The 23,904-nt window shown below is 57.0% G+C and carries 22 protein-coding genes; 12 read left to right on the plus strand and 10 right to left on the minus strand.

Annotated features, from left to right (window positions below; all coding sequences use genetic code 11):
- Positions 1–88: 88 nt before the first annotated feature.
- Positions 89–1,012 carry a LysR family transcriptional regulator gene (locus ACIPIZ_RS01200; RefSeq protein WP_401163446.1) on the plus strand — a complete coding sequence of 308 codons (924 nt, stop codon included), beginning with the start codon at positions 89–91 and terminating at the stop codon, positions 1,010–1,012.
- Here the strand turns inward: ACIPIZ_RS01200 and ACIPIZ_RS01205 are convergent.
- Entirely contained in the window at positions 1,009–2,148 is a 1,140-nt protein-coding gene (locus ACIPIZ_RS01205; protein WP_401163448.1) for a porin, read from the minus strand. The genes ACIPIZ_RS01200 and ACIPIZ_RS01205 overlap by 4 nt on opposite strands.
- A gap of 388 nt (positions 2,149–2,536) precedes the next feature.
- Between ACIPIZ_RS01205 and ACIPIZ_RS01210 the strand changes: the two genes are divergently transcribed.
- From ACIPIZ_RS01210 to glyA, 3 genes are read left to right on the plus strand one after another with little or no spacing between them, the layout of a single operon-like run.
- Positions 2,537–3,859, plus strand: a complete 1,323-nt coding sequence (locus ACIPIZ_RS01210) for an MFS transporter (RefSeq protein ID WP_401163450.1) — start codon at positions 2,537–2,539, stop codon at positions 3,857–3,859.
- Positions 3,860–3,862: 3 nt separating this feature from the next.
- Positions 3,863–5,041 carry a M20 aminoacylase family protein gene (locus tag ACIPIZ_RS01215; protein ID WP_401163452.1) on the plus strand — a complete coding sequence of 393 codons (1,179 nt, stop codon included), beginning with the start codon at positions 3,863–3,865 and terminating at the stop codon, positions 5,039–5,041.
- Between the two features lie 40 nt (positions 5,042–5,081).
- Complete coding sequence (gene glyA / locus ACIPIZ_RS01220; RefSeq protein WP_401163453.1) at positions 5,082–6,344, plus strand: serine hydroxymethyltransferase; 1,263 nt, start codon at positions 5,082–5,084, stop codon at positions 6,342–6,344.
- A 77-nt stretch (positions 6,345–6,421) separates the two neighbouring features.
- On the opposite strand, the gene ACIPIZ_RS01225 is transcribed toward glyA, so the two are convergent.
- Entirely contained in the window at positions 6,422–7,771 is a 1,350-nt protein-coding gene (locus tag ACIPIZ_RS01225; protein ID WP_007910382.1) for an MFS transporter, read from the minus strand.
- 100 nt (positions 7,772–7,871) lie between these two features.
- Between ACIPIZ_RS01225 and ACIPIZ_RS01230 the strand changes: the two genes are divergently transcribed.
- On the plus strand, positions 7,872–8,747 hold the full coding sequence (locus tag ACIPIZ_RS01230; RefSeq protein WP_401163456.1) for a LysR family transcriptional regulator: 876 nt from the start codon (positions 7,872–7,874) through the stop codon (positions 8,745–8,747).
- A gap of 30 nt (positions 8,748–8,777) precedes the next feature.
- Here ACIPIZ_RS01230 and ACIPIZ_RS01235 read toward each other — a convergent pair whose 3' ends face one another.
- On the minus strand, positions 8,778–9,650 hold the full coding sequence (locus tag ACIPIZ_RS01235; protein WP_305443738.1) for a LysR family transcriptional regulator: 873 nt from the start codon (positions 9,648–9,650) through the stop codon (positions 8,778–8,780).
- A 150-nt stretch (positions 9,651–9,800) separates the two neighbouring features.
- Here ACIPIZ_RS01235 and ACIPIZ_RS01240 point away from each other — a divergent pair, with 150 nt between their 5' ends.
- From ACIPIZ_RS01240 to ACIPIZ_RS01270, 7 genes are all read left to right on the plus strand, one after another.
- Complete coding sequence (locus ACIPIZ_RS01240) at positions 9,801–10,922, plus strand: muconate cycloisomerase family protein (RefSeq protein WP_401163458.1); 1,122 nt, start codon at positions 9,801–9,803, stop codon at positions 10,920–10,922.
- A 25-nt stretch (positions 10,923–10,947) separates the two neighbouring features.
- Positions 10,948–11,238, plus strand: coding sequence for a muconolactone Delta-isomerase (gene catC / locus ACIPIZ_RS01245; protein ID WP_092281235.1), 291 nt, complete (start codon positions 10,948–10,950; stop codon positions 11,236–11,238).
- Positions 11,239–11,287: 49 nt separating this feature from the next.
- The gene (gene catA, locus ACIPIZ_RS01250; RefSeq protein WP_401163460.1) at positions 11,288–12,223 is read left to right on the plus strand and encodes a catechol 1,2-dioxygenase; all 936 of its coding nucleotides are present in this window, start codon (positions 11,288–11,290) and stop codon (positions 12,221–12,223) included.
- 130 nt (positions 12,224–12,353) lie between these two features.
- Positions 12,354–13,763, plus strand: a complete 1,410-nt coding sequence (locus ACIPIZ_RS01255; RefSeq protein ID WP_401163461.1) for an alginate export family protein — start codon at positions 12,354–12,356, stop codon at positions 13,761–13,763.
- 47 nt (positions 13,764–13,810) lie between these two features.
- Complete coding sequence (locus ACIPIZ_RS01260) at positions 13,811–15,517, plus strand: arylsulfatase (RefSeq protein WP_401163464.1); 1,707 nt, start codon at positions 13,811–13,813, stop codon at positions 15,515–15,517.
- A complete protein-coding gene (locus ACIPIZ_RS01265) occupies positions 15,501–16,418 on the plus strand; it encodes a formylglycine-generating enzyme family protein (RefSeq protein WP_401163466.1) in 918 nt (305 codons plus the stop codon). Before ACIPIZ_RS01260 ends, ACIPIZ_RS01265 begins: the two co-directional genes overlap by 17 nt.
- Before the next feature lie 29 nt (positions 16,419–16,447).
- Positions 16,448–17,785, plus strand: coding sequence for an MFS transporter (locus ACIPIZ_RS01270; protein WP_401164218.1), 1,338 nt, complete (start codon positions 16,448–16,450; stop codon positions 17,783–17,785).
- Between the two features lie 25 nt (positions 17,786–17,810).
- Here the strand turns inward: ACIPIZ_RS01270 and ACIPIZ_RS01275 are convergent, their stop codons facing one another.
- The 7 genes from ACIPIZ_RS01275 to ACIPIZ_RS01305 all read right to left on the minus strand — a co-directional run bounded on the left by ACIPIZ_RS01275 (position 17,811) and on the right by ACIPIZ_RS01305 (position 23,699).
- Positions 17,811–18,455, minus strand: a complete 645-nt coding sequence (locus tag ACIPIZ_RS01275) for a trimeric intracellular cation channel family protein (protein WP_401163468.1) — start codon at positions 18,453–18,455, stop codon at positions 17,811–17,813.
- Positions 18,456–18,461: 6 nt separating this feature from the next.
- On the minus strand, positions 18,462–19,718 hold the full coding sequence (locus ACIPIZ_RS01280) for a M20 family metallopeptidase (protein WP_401163471.1): 1,257 nt from the start codon (positions 19,716–19,718) through the stop codon (positions 18,462–18,464).
- A gap of 52 nt (positions 19,719–19,770) precedes the next feature.
- Positions 19,771–20,199 (minus strand): MarR family winged helix-turn-helix transcriptional regulator, encoded by a 429-nt coding sequence (locus ACIPIZ_RS01285; protein ID WP_401163472.1) that lies wholly within the window; start codon positions 20,197–20,199, stop codon positions 19,771–19,773.
- Between the two features lie 151 nt (positions 20,200–20,350).
- Positions 20,351–20,992 carry a 3-oxoacid CoA-transferase subunit B gene (locus ACIPIZ_RS01290; protein WP_401163474.1) on the minus strand — a complete coding sequence of 214 codons (642 nt, stop codon included), beginning with the start codon at positions 20,990–20,992 and terminating at the stop codon, positions 20,351–20,353.
- A gap of 8 nt (positions 20,993–21,000) precedes the next feature.
- Entirely contained in the window at positions 21,001–21,693 is a 693-nt protein-coding gene (locus ACIPIZ_RS01295; RefSeq protein ID WP_122598243.1) for a 3-oxoacid CoA-transferase subunit A, read from the minus strand.
- Between the two features lie 252 nt (positions 21,694–21,945).
- Positions 21,946–22,524 (minus strand): S-(hydroxymethyl)glutathione synthase, encoded by a 579-nt coding sequence (gene gfa, locus ACIPIZ_RS01300; protein ID WP_401163476.1) that lies wholly within the window; start codon positions 22,522–22,524, stop codon positions 21,946–21,948.
- A gap of 65 nt (positions 22,525–22,589) precedes the next feature.
- Positions 22,590–23,699: an S-(hydroxymethyl)glutathione dehydrogenase/class III alcohol dehydrogenase gene (locus ACIPIZ_RS01305; RefSeq protein WP_007910335.1), complete on the minus strand. Its 1,110-nt coding sequence runs from the start codon at positions 23,697–23,699 to the stop codon at positions 22,590–22,592.
- Positions 23,700–23,904 lie beyond the last annotated feature (205 nt).

A 23,904-nucleotide genomic window follows, 5' to 3' on the forward strand; every position in this document is an offset into this window, starting at 1 on the left:
GCCTGGCGAGCTGCGCTCAGTGACAGAGTGGTAACTGGCCGGCATCTTGCTTTATGGTTGGCGCCAAATAAAAAGCGAGTTGCACACCGTGAAATTCCATCAAATCAGAGCCTTGGTCGCGATCAATCAGTGCGGCAGCATCAATGAAGCCTCGCAGATGCTGCATGTCACCCAGCCTGCGTTGAGCCGTTCCATCAAGGATCTGGAGCGCGAATTGGGCCTGACCCTGCTGCAGCGTTCCTACAAAGGCATGTCGTTGACTGACGAAGGCCGGCGGATCATCCGGCATGCGCACATGGCGGTCGAGAGCATGCGGCGCCTGCAGATCGAGGCCGATAATATCCACGACATGGCCGTGGGGGAGGTGGCTGTCGGCGTCACGTCACTGACCGCCATGCTGCCGGGTTTTGAGAAGTGCATCAGTGCCTATCAGGCGAAAAACCCACGGGTGCGGATCAAACTGATCGAGCTGCGCCCCAGCTATATTGTCCAGCGCTTGCGCGATGGGAGCCTGGACTTTGCCCTGACGTCTCAACAGAACACTCAACGCTTGAATCTTGATTGGGAAGCCCTGCACCGGATCAAAGGGACCGTGATATGCAGTCCGAACAATCCGTTGCGGCATTCACCCTCGTTGCGGCAATTACAGTACGCCAACTGGATCAGCCTGGACGAGGTAGACGACCGATCTTCGCAGTTCTACCAAATGTTCGAGGTCAACGATATTCACCCGCCGCAGAAGGTGATCGAGTGCGCCTCGCTGTTCCTGGCCTTGCGCCTGGTGGAGAATGCCGACGCGTTCATGACGCTGAGCAATCTCGCGCTGGGCAGTGCACTGCCGCCGGGACGGGTACCGGAACTGGTCCTCGTTGAAGTCGAAGAGGTCATCCCCGAATACCCGATTTATCTGGTGTGCGTTGACCGCCATTCACTGACGTCGCCGGCGAGAGATCTGTTTTACGGGCTCAAATCCAAGCTGGCCGCTGAGTCATCGGCAGAGCCGGCTTACTAGAAGTGGTAGTACATGCCGACGGCCAGGTTGCTGGGGTCGTCGCCAGTTTGCTCGAGGGGGATTCCCGCATAGCTGATGGCGGATTCCGGGCGGTTATCGATCATGGCAACACGACCGTAGATGGCCCAGTTCTTCTTCAGGAAGTGGTCGTAGCCGAGCATGATCCCGATAGCATCCTTGTCGCCGAATTCGATGTCGCGCTTGACCAGTGCCATGCGCGCCACATCGGCTTTGCCGACGGGCGCAGAAAGGCCCAACGTCCATGCGCTCATGCTCGGCGTCGCGTGGTAGTCGACGTCCTGGCGCTGCCAGGTGACATTGGCAGACAGCGGCCCGAAGTCATAAAACGCCGAAGCGCTTTTGAAATAGTTGTGGGTCTGCCGCTGACGGTCGCCGTCGTCCCACGGATCGCTCAAGTAATCATTGAATGACCCCAGCAATATCCATCGCGCATTGCTGTACTGAACACTCATGCCTTTGCCGCGCACAGTTTTTCCGGAGCTGGCGGTATCGTTCAGTCCCAGGCTGACGGCGGTGGCCACGCTGAAACCGGCGAATTTGGGCGTGGTGTAGGCGAGGGTGTGCTTGGGGCGCATATCCAGATAATAGGCACCGCGCCCGGCCGGCGGGCTGGTCAGGTAGGTATAGGGCGAACCGTAGGTGGCCAGGAACGGATCAGCAAACGTCGGCGTGCCCATGCCATAGGTTTTGCCGAACTCCAACTTGCCGTACTCCCGCGAACGCAGCGCCGCTACCGCCAGACGTAGCGTACCGACCTGCTTCCAGTGCTCGTCCAGCGCTTGGCCATTGAGGTTGAAACCTTCCTCGACGTCGAACTCCAGCACCGTGTCCGGGTTGAGTGCCTTGCGCATGTAAAGCCCGAGCTTATTGGTCCAGGCACCACCGCCCGCGAGTTTGCTACCGGAGTGATGGCCCGAGTCCTGGTAATTTACAAAAGCATCGAGCGTGCCGTAGACACTCAGCTTGTCGCTGTAACCCTTATCGACGTTGTAATAGCCAAATCCTGGCGCTACTCGAGCAATGGCAGGAAATCCCTCAGCCTGGCTGCACGTCGGCGCCCCGAGCCCCAACAGCAAAGCGGTCAATGAACAATTGCGCGCGGCGGACATAACCATTTCAGACGCTCCGTAGACGTGATGGCTGATGGATCGCAGCCTCCACGAAAATAAAAACCGGCGGAAATGGTCAATTTTGCATGGGTATGCCTACTGGTTAATTTGCTGGGGAATGACCGATGCAATGAGGGCGGCAGGCGTGTGCAAAGATCACAAAAAGAAGCCCGATTACTTCGATTTGGCGACTGCATGCGTCTGAATAATGGAAGCCATTGGTGCGATACCCGTCATCAAGCCCTCACGCGGCACCGTTGTAGGGCGCATTCAAAGGACGTGACGCAATCAAGTTAACCATTGGTTAATTGCCTGCAAAAAGCGCAAGTGATTCGTCTTCGGAGTTCCCCGATAGTTGGTCTCGCATAACGCCAATAAGAAATCGGAGCGTGCCATGACGACCCTGCATTCGGACACTTCCCTGGCCAACGGAGGAACGATGCGTTCCAATCCGGCCACATCCAACTCAAGAAAAGCCACGGTAGCGTGCGCCCTGGGCAATGCCCTGGAGATGTACGACTTCACGATCTACAGCTTTTTTGCCGTGATCATCGCCAAGAACTTTTTCCCCGCGCAGTCGCCGATAGCCTCATTGCTGATGTCGCTGACGGCGTTCGGGGTAGGCTTTCTGATGCGTCCGGTCGGGGCAATGGTGATTGGCCGTTTCGCCGATAGAAAAGGGCGCAAGGCCGCGCTAACGCTGACTATTGCACTGATGACACTGGGTACGGCGCTGATCGCATTCGCTCCCACTTATCAGCAAGCCGGGGTGTTGGGCACTGTTCTGCTGGTCATCGGCCGACTGACTCAAGGTTTTTCCGCTGGCGGCGAAATCGGCACCGCCTCGGTGTTGATGATGGAGTCCTCGTCGACGAACCATCGATGCAGCAATGTCAGCTGGCAGGCTGCGAGTCAGGGTTACGCGGCGCTGGTCGGGGCCGGGATCGGTCTTCTCCTCAGCAGTGTCATGACCACGCCCGACCTTGAAGCATGGGGTTGGCGTATCCCTTTCGTCATCGGCCTGCTGATTGGCCCGGTCGGCTGGTACATCCGCCGCTGCCTGCCAGAAACCCTTGAACAGACCACGATCAGCGCCACCCCTTCAACCGTGCGCAAACCCGGCTGGCGCGAGGTCATTGATTTGCGCAACACGGCACTCGCCACCGGCCTGATGGCGAGCGCAACCATTGGCATGTACCTGTTCATTTTCTACATGCCGGCGTACCTGGTCAGCGCGCTGCATTATCCGCAGCGCAGCGCCTTGGCGATTGCCTGCGTTGCAGCCGCGTGCCTGGCGATCATCACCCCAATTGCAGGACGTTACGCCGACCGCCACGGCCTGCGCAAAAAACTGCTGGTCTGGACGATGACCTTACCGGTTATCGCAGCATGGCCCGCACTTTGGCTGTTGTCGCATACCACTGACTTGTACGTCGCGATGTTGATCGTCGCACTGCTGGTACTGCCAGGCTGCGTGGGCTCCGGGGCGTTTTTCGCGATGATCATGGAAGCCTTCGCCAAGCCACACCGAGCCCTCGGCACGTCGGTGAGTTACAGCTTCGGCGTCACCTTGTTCGGCGGCTTCTCACCGTTGATCGCTACATGGCTGACCTCGGCACTCGACACACCCACAGCCCCGGCGTTCTACCTGCTTGTCGGCGGTGTGATCAGCCTGTGCTGTTTGAAACTGTTCCCGGAAAATATTGGACGAGACTGACCCATGCGCAACCAACAAAACCAATCAGCGTTAAGCGACACCGAACTGCAAAGCTTCATCGCCTTGCGCCGACAAATCCATGCAGCGCCTGAACTGGGCGGCGAAACCCCGAACACCGCGGAACTGGTCGCCGCCAAACTGACGCAATGGGGCTATCAGGTGCATCGCGGTATCGGAGGACATGGCCTGGTCGGCGTCCTGAAAAGAGGCGAGGGCACACGCCGTATCGGACTGCGCGCCGACATGGACGCGCTGCCCATGCAGGAAAAAAACACCTTTGCGCATGCCAGCCAGATTGCCGATCGCATGCATGCCTGCGGGCATGACGGGCACACCGCGATCCTGCTCGCGGCGGCTTATCGGCTCGCAACCCATGGCGAATTCAACGGCACCCTTAATCTGATTTTTCAACCGGATGAGGAGGGCTTGTGTGGGGCCAAGGCGATGATCGACGACGGCCTGTTTCAGCGTTTTCCCTGCGATGCGATTTTCGCTCTGCATAACATGCCCGGTTACCCCTTGGGCACGGCCGTGGTTCAGGCAGGCCCGACCATGGCATCCTCGGAACGTGTGTCGCTGCGTATCACCGGCCAAGGTGGGCACGGCGCTATGCCAGAGAAGTCGGTTGATCCACTACCCGTGGTGGCCAGCCTGATCAATGCGATCCAGACCATCAAGTCGCGCAATCTCGGCCCGGAAGAGTACGCGGTCATCAGTATTTGCATGCTCCAGGCCGGGAGTGTCTACAACATCATTCCTGACGAGGCCCGCATGCTGATCAGTGTGCGTACCGACACCCCGCAGACTCAGCAAAAGATCAATCAGCGACTGGAACAAATCGTTCGCGGTCACGAGCAATCGTTCGGCGTGAGCATTGACCTGGAATTCACTCCGTTAGCCCCGGCACTAATCAATGACGAGACCGAAACGCAACGAGTGCGCGAAAGCCTTGAACCACTTTTTGAACCTGGCCACCTGCAAAGCCGCGGACCGAAGGTCATGGCCACCGAGGACTTCGCCTGGATGCTCACAGAAGTGCCGGGGTGCTATTTCTTACTGGGTAATGGTGAGGGCGAGTTTCACGGCTGCTCCGTGCACAACCCGCACTACGACTTCAATGATGAGCTGATCCGGTTGGGCGCCGATTGCTGGGTAAAACTGGTGGAAGATTTTCTCGTCTGACCACTCTGATCAGCCTCAAAACATTGTTCAAGGAAAATTCATGTTCCAGAAAAGCCTGTCCCTCGCTGATTTCGATCCAATATTGGCCGCCGCTATTACCGACGAGTCCCGACGTCAGGAGCGACACATTGAGCTGATTGCTTCGGAGAACTATGCCAGCCCGCAGGTGATGCAGGCGCAAGGCACCTTGTTGACCAATAAGTACGCCGAAGGCTATCCCGGAAAACGCTACTACGGTGGTTGCGCCCACGTCGATGTCATCGAACAACTGGCGATTGATCGGGCCAAACAGCTGTTCGGTGCAGATTATGCCAACGTCCAGCCACACTCAGGCTCGTCGGCCAACAGTGCCGTTTACCTTGCACTTATGAAGCCCGGCGACACGTTGCTAGGTATGAGCCTGGCGCACGGCGGCCACCTGACTCACGGTGCCAAGGTGTCTGCTTCCGGCAAGCTCTACCACGCCGTACAGTACGGCACTGATGCTGGCGGATTGATTGACTATGACGAAGTCGAGCGCCTGGCCGTCGAGCATCAACCCCGCATGATCGTCGCGGGTTTCTCGGCGTATTCACGCACGCTCGACTTCCCACGCTTTCGGGCCATTGCCGATAAAGTCGGGGCGTTGCTGATGGTTGATATGGCACACGTGGCGGGGCTGGTGGCGGCGGGGTTGTACCCGAGTCCGTTGCCTTACGCTGATGTGGTGACCAGCACCACGCACAAAACGCTGCGCGGCCCACGCGGAGGGCTGATCCTGGCCAGAAGCAATCCCGAACTTGAGAAAAAACTCGACTCGGCAGTGTTCCCCGGTAGTCAGGGCGGGCCGTTGATGCAAGTTATCGCCGCTAAGGCCGTGTGCTTCAAGGAAGCGGCGCTGCCGGCCTTCAAGACCTACCAGGCAAGTGTCATCGAGAACGCCCAAGTCATGGCGCAAACCTTTATCGAGCGGGGTTATGACGTCGTCTCCGGAGGTACCGACAACCACCTGTTTCTGCTCAGCCTGATTCGCCAGGGCATTACCGGCAAGGACGCCGACGCTGCGCTGGAACGCTGCGGCATCACGGTCAACAAAAACGCAGTGCCGAATGATCCCCAGTCGCCGTTCGTGACTTCCGGGCTGCGGATAGGCACGGCGGCGGTGACGACGCGAGGCTTTACGGGGGAGGAGTGCCGGACGCTCGCCGGTTGGATCTGCGATGTGCTTGACCACTTGGGTGATGCTGACGTCGAAGCGCACGTCGCTCGGCAGGTCGCGAAGTTGTGCCAACAGTTCCCGGTTTACCAATCTACTCGCGATTGAGGATCACCTGAGGCTCGAAACCTTGAGTCCGACGGGTAAACCGATAAGCAAGTCGAATGATGGTAAGTCCCCAATGCTCAGGACGACTTTCGGTTTACCCAATGGTTGACGCAAATGCAGAAAAAAAGAGCGGCAGCCGAGACGAGCATCGAGTTGGATAAACCCCGGGCAAAAGCTTCGGGCGCGGTGCTGCTGATCAGTCCGCCAAACACCGCTACGCCGATGACTCCACCCAATTGACGTGCTGAAGCCATTAATCCAGAGGCCATGCCGGCGTCCTGCTGAGAGACTGCTGACAACATTGAATTGGTAATCGAGGGAACGGACGAGGCGCTGCCGATGCCTACGATCATCAAGGCGACGTTCAAGTACCAGAGCGATGTCTGTGCAGTGACTTGGGACAGAGCCAGGAAACCGACGATCTGAATAAGAAATCCGGTCGTGATGATTTTTGCGGCGCTCACGCGTTTGGCAATCCGGGAGGACACCATCGTAGAGAAGGTCAACACTGCGGTCAGTGGAATAAATGCCAGTCCCGTGCGGAAGGCATCGTAGTGCAGGAACAACTGAAAGTAGATGCTGAACACGAAGACCGTGCCGTAAAACGTCAGGTTGATCGCTGCCCCTGCCAGAGCGGTGGTGGCGAGGATCCTGTTTTTGGCCAATCGGGCTGGAAGCATCGGATGCTTGATCCGTCGCTCGATGAGCACGAAGGCCACTGCACACACGCCGGCGAGCAACAGGATTGAAAGGGTTTCAGTGCTCCAGCCGATAGCACCTGACTCAGTCAGTGCATAGGTCAGAGACGCCAGACAGGCAGCAATACAGATTTGGCCCAGCGCATCCACTTTCTGATCAGTACGAGGCGACTGCGGGGCATGACGCAGGATCAATACCACCGCGAGAATGCCAATCGGTACGTTAAGCAGGAAAATGCTGCGCCAGCCGAGTGACTCAATCAACAATCCACCGATCACTGGACCGGCAGCCAAGGCGATGCCGCCGCACGCGCCCCACATTGCCACGGCCGAACGCCGTTTTTCAGGGTCTTGAAAACTGACTCTGATCAACGTCAAGGAGGTTGGAACCAGCAGGGCGGCCCCGATACCTTGAACGATGCGCATACCAATGAGCATCGCCATGCTGTTTGACAGTCCGCAGCCAATCGAGGCGACTGTAAAAATTACAAACCCCACCGCGAAGATTGTCTTGGCGCCGAACTTGTCACCCCATGCACCGCCGAGAATCAGCAAGGCAGAAAAAGCCAGTGCATAGCTGTTGATCACCCATTGGAGGCCAGTGAGATTGGTGTCGAATGCTGCCTTCAACGTTCCGAGCCCAACGTTGACGACGCTGACGTCAAGCTGGACAACCAAGAAGCCGAGACAGGCTGCAATTTGAATCGCAGCTAAGGAAGTTTTGGGCATATCAGGTTCGCATCAAGAGGAATGGGCCTGAAAGTAACGGTTGACGTGACATGCGTAAATACTAGAATTTGCAGACTATCAATGCATATCTGCATGGCTTATGAACTGGGAAGATCTACGCTATTTCTTGGCGATCGCACGGGCTGGAAGTCTTTCAGGGGCTGCCAGGGCTTTGCGTGTCAATCAGGCAACCGTCAGTCGGCGCCTCGCTGCGTTGGAGTCTGAACTCAATGTTCGGCTTGTTGACAGGCTCACGCGTGAATCACCGTTGACGGCTATCGGGCAGCAGTTATTGGATGATGTCGTCGAAATCGACTCGAGGGCTTTTGCAATCGCGCGCAAGTGCATGACCGCCAGTTCTACAGTGCGATCGAAAGTAACGATCTCGGCGCCGCCTATCTTGTCGAGGCACTTCCTGACGCCGAATGTGGCAATGCTGTGTCGCATGGATCCGCCAGTGCAACTCTCAATTCTTAGCGACTCCCATGTTGTTTCACTGTCCAGGCTTGAGGCTGATCTGGCACTGCGGCTTGCATCGCCGATCGAGGACACGGACATCGTCCGCAAAGTCGGGCTCATGAAGTTTGGTCTCTATGCCGCGCCTGACTATCACAACATCCATGATGAGCACGCTTGGGAATTTGTCGGTTACAACGATCCAGACTTCGACTTTGCGCACAAACGTTGGCTCTACGAAATCATCGGATCCAGGCGCGTCGCCTGTGAGGTGACCGACTTGAGTCAGCAGTACGACGCGGCGTGCACCGGCATTGCGGTTGCGGGATTACCTTGCTTCATCGGCGATCCGGATCCTCGGCTGATCAGACTGGAAAGCGATCTGCCGATGCTCGATCTCGATATCTGGGTGGCCATGCACCCTGATCGGCGAAACGACACGGTGATACGCAGGACCGCCGATGCAATCGTGAAGTTACTGGCGCCCTGTGGTTTGGGATTGGCCACCAGTACTCGATGATCCTGTTTCGCTTGATGCCCAGCCTGATACTCAGTGGTTGATGGCCGTAATGATTGCCAGACAGCGTTGAATCATTGGGCTGATGTCACCAGCCCGACGGCTCAAAATGATCGGCGAAACCGCTTCGGAATCCTGAATAGGCGCGTAGGTGAGGTCCGCACGATGTTGCTGCTGAACAGACGCGGGTACCAGCGTGATGCCCAATCCGGCCGCCACCAGGCCCAGGGCTGTCTGCAGTTCGTTGGCCCATTGGGAAACCCGCACACCCATCCCGTGATTCGCAAACAACGCCAGAACATGATCGGCGTAGCTGGGTCTCGGGTTGGCCGGGTACAGCACGAAGGACTCGTGCGACAGGCGTTCCAGCGTAATGGTTTCACCCTGCAAACGGTGCCCGGTCGGCAGTACCGCGACCAGCGGGTCTTCATAAAGCACTTGCTGATGGATGGCGCCATCGTCGAAATGAATACGACCAAAACCTATGTCGATACGGCCGCTTTTCAGTGCCTCGATTTGCTGAAGCGTGGTCATTTCCTGCAAGCCAAGCTCAAGGTCTGAATCGCGGCGTAATTCTCGAATGAGTTCAGGCAGCAGCGCATAGAGGGTAGACGGCGCGAAGCCTATACCAAGCCATTGCCGCTGCCCTTCACCTATGCGTCGAGTGTTCTCGCAAAGCTGTTCAAGCTGCTTGAGCAGCATGCCGCTGTGCTCATGGAAGTAGCGGCCCGCTTCGGTCAATTGCACCGGACGCGTGCGCTCCAGCAGCGCGGTACCTAAATGCTCTTCGAGTTGCTGAATCTGCCGGCTGAGCGGTGGCTGGGCGATATTCAGACGCTCGGCGGCACGGGTGAAATTGAGCGTTTCAGCCACCGCTTGAAAGTAGCGGATATGTCTGAGTTCCACGATACCTCCGAGGTATGAAGAGAGACAAAATGAATATTGGACGCAGTGGATGCGTTGCGCGGATTCTAAGTTACATCAAACAAGATTCCGTGGGTATCGATGCATAGGCATCAAGACCCACATCTGAACCTCCGCACAATGGAACCAGAAATGAACGTAACCCGGATCGAGCGCCTTGAGACGATCATCGTCGACTTGCCCACCATTCGCCCGCACAAGTTGGCCATGCACACCATGCAGGGGCAAACCCTGGTCATCCTCCGCCTGCTTTGCAGTGATGGTATCGAGGGCATTGGCGAAGCCACGACGATCGGTGGACTGGCCTACGGCAATGAGAGTCCGGAGAGCATCAAGACCAACCTCGACAGCTATTTCGCGCCGTTGCTGATTGGCCAGGATGCCGAGAACATCAATGCCGCGATGCAGCGTCTGGACAAGGCCATTAAAGGCAATACGTTTGCCCGGTCCGCAGTCGAAACGGCATTGCTGGACGCCCAAGGCAAGCGTTTAGGTCTGCCTGTAAGCGAACTCCTGGGCGGGCGCGTGCGCGATGCACTCGAAGTGGCCTGGACACTGGCCAGTGGTGACACCGCCAAAGACATCCAGGAAGCCGAGCAGATGCTCGAGCTGCGTCGTCACCGCATTTTCAAACTGAAGATTGGCGCCAATGCGCTGGAGCGAGATCTTGCTCACGTGGTCGCGATCAAGAAAGCCCTTGGCGACCGCGCCAGTGTCAGGGTCGACGTGAACCAATACTGGAGCGAATCTCAAGCGATCAAGGGATGCCAGCTCTTGGGAGAGAACGGCATCGATCTGATCGAGCAGCCCATCTCCCGGATCAATCGTGGCGGACAAATTCGTCTCAACCAGCGCAGCCCGGCGCCGATCATGGCCGACGAATCCATTGAATGTGTCGAGGATGCATTCAGCCTCGCCGCCGATGGCGCGGCGAGTATTTTCGCCCTCAAAATCGCCAAGAACGGTGGCCCTCGCGCTGTCCTGCGCACCGCCCATATCGCCCAGGCGGCCGGCATTGCGCTGTATGGCGGCACGATGCTGGAGGGCACCGTCGGCACGCTGGCGTCGGCCCATGCCTTCATCACGCTTGAGCAATTGCAGTGGCAAACCGAACTGTTCGGGCCGCTGCTGCTGACCGAAGAAATTGTCACCGAAGCGCCAGTCTACCGCGACTTTCACTTGCATGTTCCGACCACACCAGGCCTGGGGCTGACGCTCGATGAAGATCGCCTGGCCCGCTTCCGTCGCCGCTAAACCTTGTTATCAGGAGATAAGAAAGATGCTCTTCCACGTAAAAATGACGGTGAAGCTTCCCGTGGACATGGACCCACAGAAAGCCGCGCGTTTGAAAGCCGACGAAAAGGAACTGGCGCAGCGTTTACAGAGTGAAGGCAAATGGCGGCACCTCTGGCGTATCGCTGGTCACTACGCCAATTTCAGCGTTTTTGACGTCGAAAGCGTTGAGGCTTTGCATGACACGCTCATGCAATTGCCGCTGTTCCCGTACATGGATATCGAAGTGACCGGGCTCTGCCGCCATCCTTCATCGATCCACGAAGACGATCGTTAAGCGTTGCTCCTTGCGACTTTGAACATAATAAAAAGATGGGAACATAATCATGACTGTCAGAATTTCCAGCTCTGATGAGATCCAGGCATTTTTCAAACAAGCTGCTGGTTTGGACAATGATCAAGGCAACGTGCGAGTCAAACAGATCCTGCTGCGTATATTGCAAGACAGCGCGCGTTTGATCGAAGACCTGCAGATTACCGATGACGAATTCTGGAGCGCAATCGACTACCTGAATCGCCTGGGCGGTCGCGGTGAAGCCGCTCTGCTCATGGCCGGACTTGGCCTTGAGCACTTCCTCGACTTGCTCAACGATGCCCGCGATGAACAGGCTGGCCACACCGGCGGCACGCCTCGCACCATCGAAGGCCCGCTGTATGTCGCCGGTGCTCCGCTGTGTGAAGGCGAAGCGCGTATGGACGATGGCAGTGAAGAGGGCGTCGCCACAACGCTGTTCATCGAAGGCCAGGTCGTCGACCTGCAAGGCCAGCCTGTCGCGGGCGCTATCGTCGACTTGTGGCAGGCCAATACCAAGGGCAACTACTCCTACTTCGATAAATCCCAATCGGCGTACAACTTGCGTCGGCGCATCGTTACGGATGCCGAGGGCCGCTATCGTGCGCGCAGTATCGTCCCGTCCGGGTATGGCTGCGATCCTCAGGGCCCGACTCAGGAATGCCTGAATCTGTTGGGTCGCCACGGTCAGCGTCCTGCGCATATTCACTATTTCATTTCAGCACCCGGTTACCGCCACCTGACCACTCAAATCAATCTGTCAGGCGAAAAGTACCTGTGGGACGACTTCGCCTACGCCACGCGAGAAGGCTTGATCGGTGAAGTGCGCTTCATTGATGACGCTCAATCGAGTGCCAAACGTGGTGTAGAAGGGCGTTTCGCCGAGCTGTCTTTCGACTTCCAATTGCAACCGGCAGAGGCCGTAACGCAAGAGCAGCGAAGCTTGCGCCCGCGCGTGCTTCAGGACTGACGCAAGGGAAGGGTGGCAACTCCACGCAAGTTGCCACCTGACTTTCTTCCAGGTGCACACAGTGATGTGAAAGGCATTGAAGGGAACTCGCAGCCTGCAAAAGTAATAATAAAAATAAGAAAGGCTACCTATGAACAGTTATTCCAAGCCCTTGTTGTGCTCGTCTCTTTTGTGTGGCGTATCACTTGCCATGGCGCAAGAAGCAACACAATTGAAGTTGCCGCCCGTCAGCACCATTGCGTGGGCCGACAACCCACTGTACCTCGCCGATGAAAAAATTCGTCGCAACGATCCGTTAGGTTCTATCCGCTACATTCCCTTGTCCGGTGATGCACGGGACTATCTCGCTATCGGTGGCGAAGTCAGATACCAGTATCAGGACTATCAACATGCCTTGCTGGGTGTGGGCGGGAAAGCCAATCCAAACAGCATGCTGCAACAGCGTCTGAGACTCAGCGCAGATCTCAATTTGAGTAATGGTCTGCGGGTATTTACCGAGCTGGGTGATAACCGCGAGTTTTTCTCCGAGCGGGTGAGTCGATTCAATCGCGACAAGACCGATCTGCAGCAAATGTTCGTCGAATATTCCATGGGAGATGATTCCTATGGAGTCTTTAACGTTCGGGGCGGACGTTTCGTGATGCCTATGGGCAGTGTGCGCCTTGCCGGACTTCGCGAGGGTGCCAACGTCCGCTACACCTATGACGGTGTGAAGCTGGGCTGGCAAACCCCGGGCAAGACCCGCTGGGAGCTGTTCTCGGTCAGTCCGACGCAGATCGATCCGCTCAAGTTCGATGACCAGCGCGATAAACATCAGGATTTTTCCGGGGTATACGGCACGGCAGTCTGGAGCCCTCTGGACAGCAATATTGATGTTTTCGCTTATACCTTCGGTCGCGACAATGCGGTCTACACCAGTGTCGCCGGCAATGAGCGGCGCAACAGTTACGGCGTACGGTTTTATCGCCAATCCACGCCGTGGGATTACGACATTGAAGCCGTGGTGCAGGGTGGCAACAGCGGCGGCCAGGACATCCGCGCCTGGGGACTGATGACGCAGGCGGGTTACACCTTCAAAGATGTACCGCTAACGCCTCGCTTGGGGTTTCGAGCCAACGCGTTCAGCGGCGACGACGATCCGAACGACAACACCCTCGGCGACTTCGTTGCGCCAGCGCTTGCATCAGGTCTGGTGTACACCGATGCCAATTGGTTTACCGCGACCAACATGATCAATGTCGCCCCCGTGGCATCGCTCAAATTGACCCAGGACGTGAAGCTCGAAGCGAACGTCGATGTCCTGATGCGTGAAAGCACCAGGGACGGCATCTATTACCTCCCGACCGCTGCTCCCTACGCGCCGAACCAGGGAAATGCGCGGCACGTCGCAACCAATACCAACTTCATCGTCGACTGGCGCGTGAACCGGTTCACGACCGTTCACGCCATGTATACCCATGTCCAGGCCGGGGCGGCCCTGGAGGATATCGGCGGTAAAGACACTGACTACTTCGGTATCTACACCCAGTTCGTTTTCTGATCCTTTGGCGATTCTTTGCCTGCTGAACAATAACAACGGAGTCCGCAATGTTCGTTAAACGCAAACCATCGATGATCTGTGCCGTTGCCCTGGCAGGAGGCATGAGCCTGCTTTCGCAACCCTACAGCCATGCAGCCTCGATAGAAAAAGACAGTCGCCCGAACATCGTGCTGATCGTGGCCGATGATATGGGCTATTCGGATCTGAGTGCGTTTGGCAGTGAAATTCAGACACCCAACCTGGACGCCATTGCGAAGGCAGGGGTGACGTTCAGCAATTACCACACGGCCCCGACATGCTCACCGACGCGCTCAATGCTCATGAGCGGCACCGACAATCACATCGCCGGTGTTGGCACCATGGCCGAACTGGTACTTCCCGAGCAGGCAGGCAAACGCGGTTACGAGGGCTATCTGACCGATCGCGTTGTGGCCTTTCCGAAGCTGCTTCAGGCCAACGGTTATCGCACGATGATGGTGGGTAAATGGCACCTTGGAAAAACGCCGGAACTGGGGCCAAAAGCGCGAGGTTTTGACCAGTCCTTTGCGCTTCTCGAGGGCTCTGCCGACCATTTCACGCAAGGGGGCACCACCGACAGGAATCCCAAGGCGAGTTATCGATTGAATGGGGAAAATATCGACCTCCCGAAAAACTTCGATTACTCGTCGGATTACTTCACGCGCTCGGCCATTGAGCAGATTGGAGCGGCTACCGACAAGCCGTTCTTCGCCTATCTGGCGTACACCGCACCGCACTGGCCACTGCAGGTACCCACGGCGTACCTCGAGCGCTATCGCGGCCTCTACGACAAAGGCTATGCAAACATCGCCGAAGCACGCCTGAAACGGATGAAGGACAGAGGACTCGTCGCACAGGATGTACAGATCAATCCCGGCCCCGGCGTATGGCCCACCTGGGAAAAGCTGTCACCCCGCGAGAGGGCGTTAGAGTCGCGACGAATGGAAGTTTATGCGGCAATGATCACTAATCTGGACGACAACGTCGGCAAGTTGGTCAAACACCTCAAAGATACCGGACAGTATGACAATACAGTGTTCGTGTTCTTTTCCGATAACGGCGCAGAAGGCAGTAATCCGGAGGACGTCACGCCGAACAACGCGAAGTGGATTGCCGAAAACTTTGACAACTCACTGGACAACATTGGCAAGCCGGGATCATTCAGTGGGTACGGTCCAAACTGGGCACGTGTCAGCTCGACGCCCTTCAGGATGTACAAGGCTTTTACCTATGAAGGAGGCATTCGTACCGCAGCGTTCATCGCCGGGCCGGGTATGCGACACGGGGAAGTTTCAGACGCTTATATGAGTGTGAAAGACCTTGCTCCCACGTTCCTGGAACTGGCTCGTGTCGAACACCCATCAACGCGCGATACCAGCGTTGAGAAAATGCAGGGAACGTCTGCGCTGAGCTTTCTGAAAGCGGCCAGCCCTGCCATTCACCCGGAAGATCAGATGCAGTGCACCGAATTGTTCGGTCGAGTTTCACTGCTGCAAGGCAAATGGAAAATGACCTTCAGCAATACGCCTTGGGGGGCGGGCAAATGGGAACTCTTCGACATTCGCAAGGACCCGACCGAGCGCGCAGATCTCGCGGATCAGAATCCTCAGATTACCCGAACCTTGCTGAATCAATGGCAAGAGTGCCAAGCGCGTAACGGTATTACATGGGATGAACAACTCGCGACGAAAATCCGTTTCGGCAACGAGATCAAGCACTATGAAACAGTCGATTGATGCGCGCTGCGAAGAGGATCACGCCGTTGTCAGACTTGCCAACTGGCGCCGGCTGAAGGGCGGGGCGTTTCTGATGGGGTCGGATCGTCATTACCCGGAAGAAGCACCAGCCCATTGGGAGCAGGTCGAGGGTTTTGAGATTCAAGACACGCCGGTCACCAATGTCATGTTTGCCGAATTCATCGCGTGCACCGGTTATGTCACGCAGGCCGAGCGTCACCTGTGCCCCGAAGACTACCCCGGTGTGCCGCCCGCGCAGCTTCAACCTGCATCGCTGGTATTCATACCGCCAACCAGCCCTGTGCTTCGGGATGATGTGAGCCGCTGGTGGTCGTTGGTTCCGGGAGCTGATTGGTCTCACCCGCAGGGACCCGGTTCGAATCTACGCAATATGGACAATCACCCGGTGGTGCACGTCGGGCTCGAAGATGCCATGGCTTATGCCCAATGGGCAGGTTGCGACCTACCTACCGAGCAGGAGTGGGAATACGCCGCCTGGGGTGGGCATCAGGCAAGCGAGTTCGTTTGGGGGCATGAGTTGGCGCCTAATGGCCAGCACCAGGCAAACACCTGGCAGGGCGCCTTTCCCCACGAGAATCTCGAAGCCGACGGCTTCGCCGGTACGTCTCCGGTAAGAACCTTTCCCGGCAATGGATTCGACCTGTTCGACATGATTGGCAATGTCTGGGAGTGGACGACTTCGGTCTTCCAGCCCACCCATGACGCGCCCCAAAAGTCATGTTGCACAAACGCGAAAATATCGGCGGGGATGAAGGTGCTCAAAGGTGGATCACACCTGTGTGCGCCTAACTATTGCCAGCGCTACCGTGCGCCAGCTCGATCGCCACAATCCGTCGATACCACCAGTTCTCACATCGGCTTCAGGTGTGTCAGGCGATGACTGAACAACAACAAAAAACGAGCGATGCCATGCGTAAAATCGATGCTTCAGCCCTGATCGACGGGGCCCGTTTCAATGCTTTTCATGCGCGAGTGCTGTTCTGGTGCGCGTTGATCATCATCTTTGATGGCTACGACCTGGTGATCTACGGTGTGGTGCTGCCGTCCTTGATGGCCGAGTGGGATCTGACTGCGTTGCAGGCTGGCGCACTCGGTAGTTGTGCACTCGTCGGTATGATGCTGGGCGCACTGTTTTTCGGTTCGCTCTCGGACAGGATCGGCCGACGCAAAACCATCATGATGTGTGTGTTGCTGTTCAGCGGAGTAACAGCGCTGAACGGCTTTGCCTCCACGCCCGAAACCTTTGCGTTATGTCGCTTCATCGCCGGTTTGGGAATAGGTGGGGTCATGCCGAATGTCGTTGCCCTGATGAATGAGTACGCGCCTCGTAAATCACGCAGTACGCTGGTCGCCATCATGTTCAGTGGGTACTCGCTGGGCGGGATGCTTTCGGCAGGGCTCGGGATGATCTTCATCCCCTTGTGGGGGTGGCAAGCGGTGTTCTATGTCGCATTGATTCCATTGTTGCTGACGCCGTTGCTGATCAAGCAACTGCCAGAGTCAATGGATTTTCTTCTGCGCAGCGGGCAAATCGAACGGGCCAAATTTTTGGTCGCCAAGGCGACGCCTGCCTATGCGCCTGAACCCGATGACCTACTGATCCATAACGTTTCGCAGGGAACGAAAGCCTCGATGGGAGAACTGTTTCGTGATGGGCGAACGATCAGTACGCTCGCTTTGTGGGTAGCGTTTTTCTGCTGCCTGTTAATGGTTTACGCATTGAGTTCCTGGTTGCCCAAGATCATGAGCAGCGCTGGATACGGGCTCAATTCAAGCCTGGCGTTTCTGTTTGTGCTCAACACGGGAGCTATCGTAGGCGCCATCGGTGGCGGATGGCTGGGTGATCGAGTCGGCATCGCCAAAGTGCTGTTGTTTTTCTTCGTCTGCGGAGCATTGTCCTTAAGTCTGTTGGCCGTGAAGGCTCCCTTGATGATGCTCTACTTGCTCATTGCGATTGCCGGAGCCTGCACAATCGGCACTCAGATTCTGGCGAACGCCTGCGCCGTTCAATATTACCCGCCACATGTCCGTTCCACCGGTTTGGGGTGGGCGATGGGGATAGGCCGCATAGGGGCAATCATCGGGCCCGTGCTTGGCGGTGTATTACACGGATCAAGCTTGCCACTGCAGGCCAGTTTCCTGGTATTTGCCGTTCCGGGCGTCATTGGTGCAGCGGCTATCCTGATATTTCTCAAGCGTCGAACGGTACAGTCGCACGAAGAAATCCGGCTACAACCCAGTGAATAATCATCGGGCCCGGTTCGCGCCGAGCCTAATGAGCGCTGTCCGGATGATTGCCAGGTTCGTCGTCGGTGGAGGGCAACCGCCAACGGTAGTGCAATGACGCCAGCCGCAGCAGGGTGCATCCTGCTGCGGTCAGCCACGAGCCCATCACGGAATCGGTGCCGTTGTAACTCAGCAAAACCTCTACTCCTGCGCCAGCCAACGCGGCAGACGCGTAGATTTCCCGCTGCAGAATGCTGGGCACGCGTGACAGCAGAATATCCCTGAGCACGCCGCCACCGACGGCGCTAACCATCCCCAGTAATATCGCGACCTCAGCACCGGCGTGGACGGCCAGTGCCTTTTTCGCGCCGGCCACTGCAAACAGTCCCAGGCCAATGGAATCGAACAGTTGCACAGGGGATTTCATTCGGCAAACCATTGGGTAAGCACACACCACCCACGCTGAAGCTATCAGCGACACGATCAGATAGCGCCAACTCGACAGCCCGGCCGGCGGCAGTGTGCCGAGACACAGATCCCGCAGAATCCCGCCACCACAGGCAACGATGAACGTGATGGTCGCAATGCCAAACAGATCAAGGCGCTGCTGCCGTGCGGCAATGGCACCGCTCACGCCAAATGCAAACGTGCCGAGCAGATCGATGACGGTGTAGATCAGGTGGGTGTCCATGCCTGGTTACTCAGCGTTGCCGAACCAGGCGAATGCTGCGCAAAGCATCGATTCGAGCCCTGTGCGCAATGTCGGGTGCAGCAAAGGTGCGAACTGCGGCGAGTGATTGCTCGGGATGCTGTTGATTTTTCCCGTGGCTTTGGCCTGTTCGTAGATCTGCGGGTCTGTGCAACCCACGAACCAGAACACGTACGGCACCTTCCACGCACGGCCGAATACACTGAAATCCTCACTCGCTGCGGCGGGCGCCGTTTCATACGCTCTGTCGCCAAACCAGGCGCCAAAGGCATCCGCCAAACGGCTGGATGCGTGCGCATCATTGACCGTCAACGGATAGCGGTTGATGGTGGTGATCTCGGGATCGCGCGGTGCATTGGAGGCCGAGCATTCAGCGCAGCAGATGCGTTTGATCGCGCCCAGCATGTGCTCGCGTACGTCTTCGTCGTAAGTGCGCATGTTGAGTTTCAACGTGGCGTTGTCCGGGATGATGTTTTCCTTGGTGCCCGCTTGCAGCGAGCCAACCGTCAGCACGGCCTGATCGAGCGGAGAAATTTCTCTGGATACGATGGTCTGCAGGCGCAGCACTGTGGATGCCGCCATGATCACCGGATCAACCGACGTTTGTGGCTGCGAGCCATGAGCTCCGCGCCCGAACATCTTGATTTTTAGGCTGTCACCGGCCGAAAGGATGGTGCCGCTGCGGTGACCCACAGTGCCGGCTGCCCCCACCATGACATGCTGACCGAGAATGATGTCCGGCTTGGGGAAGAGATTGAGCATGCCGTCATCAATCATGTTTTGAGCGCCGACACCCACTTCTTCGCCCGGCTGGAAAACAGCCAAAAGCGTCCCGCTCCAAGTGCTGCGATTCTCGGACAGAACCCGAGCCACTCCCATCAGCCAGGTGACGTGCATGTCATGTCCACAGGAGTGGCAAACAGAAACTTCAACACCGTCTTCGTCGCGGGTGACCACATCGCTGGCATAGGGCAGGCCTGTAGCCTCGGCCATAGGCAATGCGTCCATGTCAGCGCGCAGCATGACCACCGGACCGTCACCGTTACGCAGCACACCGACAACACCGGTCACGCCGATTTCGCGCGTCACCTCGTACCCATAACGCTCCAGGTAGTCGGCGGCGATTTTCGCGGTGCGATACTCGTACATCGACAGTTCAGGATGACGGTGCAAGTCCTTGTAGACGTCCTCCAGTTCAGGCAACAAGGCATCAAGATCCGGAATCAACTTTTTCAGGGACGACATGGGGTACTCCTTAGGTAAAAGAGGGCAGCAAAAAGAGGGGAGAGAGGTGGTGTCAGGAAGGCGGAAGCAGGCTTTCCATCAGTTTTGAAAGCAGACTATCCAGTGCCACGCGCTCTTTGGGCGAGAGCGCAGACACCAGTTGATCTTCAAGTTCGGAGCCGACGACAGTGGAGTCGTCAGCGATCTGCGAGCCCGCGGCAGTGGTACGCAATCCAACACTGCGGCGGTCGACCGGGTGAGGGGAGCGCGATATCAGATCACGCGATTCGAGCAGTGCAAGAGTCTTGGAGAGCAGTGTCTTTTCCAGCAAGGCCCGTGCTGAAACTTCTTTCGGGGTGATATCAGGGCACGCCTGAATCAAGCGCAGAACCCGCAATTCACGGACATCCAGATTCCAGTGCTGGAGGTAGACGGCATTCGCCCGTTCCATCAGCAGGGCACTGGCCAAATCAAGCTTGAAATTCAGAAAGTCGGAATACATGGCGGGCTCCAGTCGTATGGCTGAAGTATAGAGATATAGTTGAATTATTCAACTATATTTTCAGTGACTGGTTACAGCGGTGTGGAGGTCAAGCGTGAGTATCAGTCGCCGGACAGTGCATATCGCTGTCCGGCGCAGGGTTGAAGCCCTGTCACTTGATCAGCGGCACACCACTGAGCGATTGCAGATCTTCAAAGCTGATATCAGCCAGAATCTCCCTGACCTGCAAGCCCTCAGGCGTGACGTCGAGGATGGCCAAGTCAGTATAAATCCTCGTCACACAGCCAATGCCGGTCAGCGGGTAGGTGCATTGCGGCACCAACTTGCTTTCGCCTGTCTTGGTCAGGTGATCCATCATGACGAACACTTGGCGTGCGCCAGTCGCGAGGTCCATGGCGCCGCCCACGGCCGGAATGGAACCTTCAGCACCGGTGTGCCAGTTGGCCAGGTCACCGTTGACCGAGACCTGAAAAGCACCCAGAACTGCGATATCGATGTGTCCTCCACGCATCATTGAAAAGGAGTCGGCGTGATGAAAGTAGGCACCACCGGCCAGCAGCGTCACGTGTTGTTTGCCGGCATTGATCAGATCATCGTCTTCCTCTCCCGGCGCAGGACTCGGGCCCATGCCCAACACACCGTTTTCACTGTGCAGGAACACTTCCTTGTCACCCAGATAATTGGCCACCAGCGTCGGCACACCGATGCCGAGATTCACATAAGAGCCTTCAAGAATATCGTCGGCCACACGCTGGGCCATTTCGCTACGCGAAAGTTTATTCATAGCTGTCATGGCGAACCTCAATTGACGTTGGTTTTAGCAAGACGGGCGAGCGGCACGGCGACCACGCGCTGAACGAAGATCCCCGGTGTGACAATGTGCTCGGGGTCCAGCTCGCCCAACTCGACGATCTGGTTGACCTGAGCGATGGCTGTCGTCGCTGCCATGGCCATGATCGGCCCAAAATTGCGTGCAGCCTTGCGATAGGTGAGGTTGCCCCAGCGGTCTCCTTTCTCTGCCTTGATCAGTGCCACATCGGCGCGCAACGGCATTTCCAGCACGTAGTTGCGGCCGTCGATCACCCGCGTCTCCTTGCCTTCAGCCAGTAGCGTTCCATAGCCTGTTGGCGAATAAAACGCACCGATGCCTGAACCGGCGGCGCGAATGCGTTCAGCCAGGTTGCCCTGCGGGACGACTTCAAGCTGTACCTTTCCTGCAAGGTAAAGTTCGTCGAATACATAGGAATCGGACTGGCGTGGAAACGAACAGATGACCTTGGCAACCCGCCCAGCCTTGAGCAAGGCGGCGAGACCGATTTCACCATTGCCGGCGTTGTTGCTGATAATGGTCAGGTCGCGGGCGCCCGAGGCGATCACACCATCCACAAGTTCGGATGGCATGCCGGCGGTACCAAAACCACCGACCATGATGGTCGAGCCATCGGCTATCCCATCAAGTGCGGCAGCGATGGATTCAAACGTTTTGTTGATCAAGGCGTTCTCCTTTTATTCATCTTGATTGAACAGACCAATCAGCATGCGAACCACAGGGCTGGCGGCGCCTGCAGCGATATGCGTAGCGTGCCAAACAATGAGTAAAGGAGGGTGTCCGAGCAGGCGATGTCGTGCGATTAGCGAACGCAACCGTGAGTGATGCGAGGGGTAAAAAGACACTGCAAAAAACACCCGGACAGGCGTCACCATTCATCTGCCTGACGATGTCTGTTCGGGTGTTTAGCGGGCGCGTCAGTTGGACTTGGCGGTGCCTTTCAATTTCGCGACTTGCGTCGCCAGTACGTCCATCAAGTCAGGGGACAAGCAGTCGTAAGGTTCGAGACCTATTGATCGCAGACGTGCGCGGATCGCCTTCATGTTTTCGGGTGGCGTGCCGCTCTCGATAATGGACGAAACGAAGGCGGCGAACCCTGGAGCAGACCAACCGGTTTGCGGGGACAATTCGGTATGAACGAAGTCCAGACCATAAAACGCGTGATCCTTGTTCTCGATACGTCCGTACAGGTGTGCATGACACGCCTTGCAGGCATGGCGCTGAATAACCGCCGTATCGTCAACGATGGCGAGCTTCTCCGCGTTTGCGGTGACGCTGACATTCGCCCGTGGCACGACCGCGATCACGGCGAATTTGGCACCCTCCGGTTTCCAGCATTTACTGCAACCACAAGCGTGGTTATGAAGTGTCTGAGCATCGATGGCAATTTCGACTTTATCGGTTGGGCACAGGCATTGCAGCGTGCCTCCGGCAAAGTTCGTGGCGGCAGGGGATAGACCACGATCCAGGGAAGGATGAAGTTTTATCTCGGTCACAAGGTATCTCCAGATCGATAACGAGCATGGGAAGGCGACAGGGCCTTGCGGCCCTGAGCCTTACTTCAGTACTTGATGACAGTACGGATCGACTTGCCTTCATGCATCAGGTCGAACGCTTCATTGATGCGCTCCAACGGCATGGTGTGCGTCACAAAAGGCGCGAGCTCGATTTCACCTTTCATCGCGTCCTCAACCATTTTTGGCAGTTGAGTGCGACCTTTGACGCCGCCGAAAGCGGAGCCTTTCCAGGTACGCCCGGTGACGAGCTGGAACGGGCGGGTCGAAATTTCCTGCCCAGCGCCTGCTACACCGATGACGATCGATTGGCCCCAGCCACGGTGCGCACTTTCCAGCGCGGCGCGCATGACATGCACGTTACCGATGCATTCGAACGAGTGGTCGACACCCCATCCGGTCGCTTCGATGATGACTTGCTGGATAGGCTTATCGTGATCCTTCGGGTTGATGCAGTCAGTGGCGCCGAAAGACCGGGCGAGCTCAAATTTGCCAGGGTTGGTGTCGACGGCAATGATGCGTCCGGCTTTGGCCTGACGGGCACCTTGAATCACGGCGAGCCCGATACCACCGAGTCCGAATACCGCGACGGTGTCTCCCGGTTGCACCTTGGCTGTGTTGTGCACGGCACCAATGCCGGTGGTGACACCGCAGCCAAGCAGGCATACATGCTCATGATTGGCCTGCGGATTGATCTTTGCGACGGAGACTTCAGCCACCACGGTGTACTCGCTGAACGTCGAGCAACCCATGTAGTGGTAGAGCGGTTGACCATTGTAGGAAAACCGAGTGGTGCCATCCGGCATCACGCCTTTGCCTTGTGTTTCACGGACGGCGACGCACAGGTTGGTTTTGCCAGACTTGCAGAACAGGCACTCGCCACATTCGGCGGTATACAGTGGAATAACATGATCGCCGGGCTTGAGGCTGGTAACGCCTTCACCGACCTCAACCACCACGCCCGCACCTTCGTGCCCCAACACAACAGGGAACAGTCCCTCTGGATCATCACCCGACAGCGTGAAGGCATCGGTATGGCACACACCGGTGTCGGTAATCTTAATCAGCACTTCGCCAGCGCGTGGCGGCGCAACGTCGATCTCGACAATTTGCAGCGGCTTGCCGGGTTCAAATGCAACTGCAGCACGGGATTTCATAAAGCTTTATCTCCAAGTGGTAATACTTTCAGGCCGAGGCGTTGGTCTGGATCGAAGAGGCGTGCAAGTGATTACTTGAGCTCAGTACCCAGCAGTGCGCGTCTCGATCGATGAGTTTTCGCCAAGCGTGGCGAAAGCGGGCGGAGCGTCTCCATCAGCACCATTTGTACTGCAACGGAGTAACCGGCCAAGGGCGTCAATTACG

Origin of the sequence: Pseudomonas sp. NPDC087690, from assembly GCF_044743175.1 — a bacterium.
Classification (GTDB): domain Bacteria; phylum Pseudomonadota; class Gammaproteobacteria; order Pseudomonadales; family Pseudomonadaceae; genus Aquipseudomonas.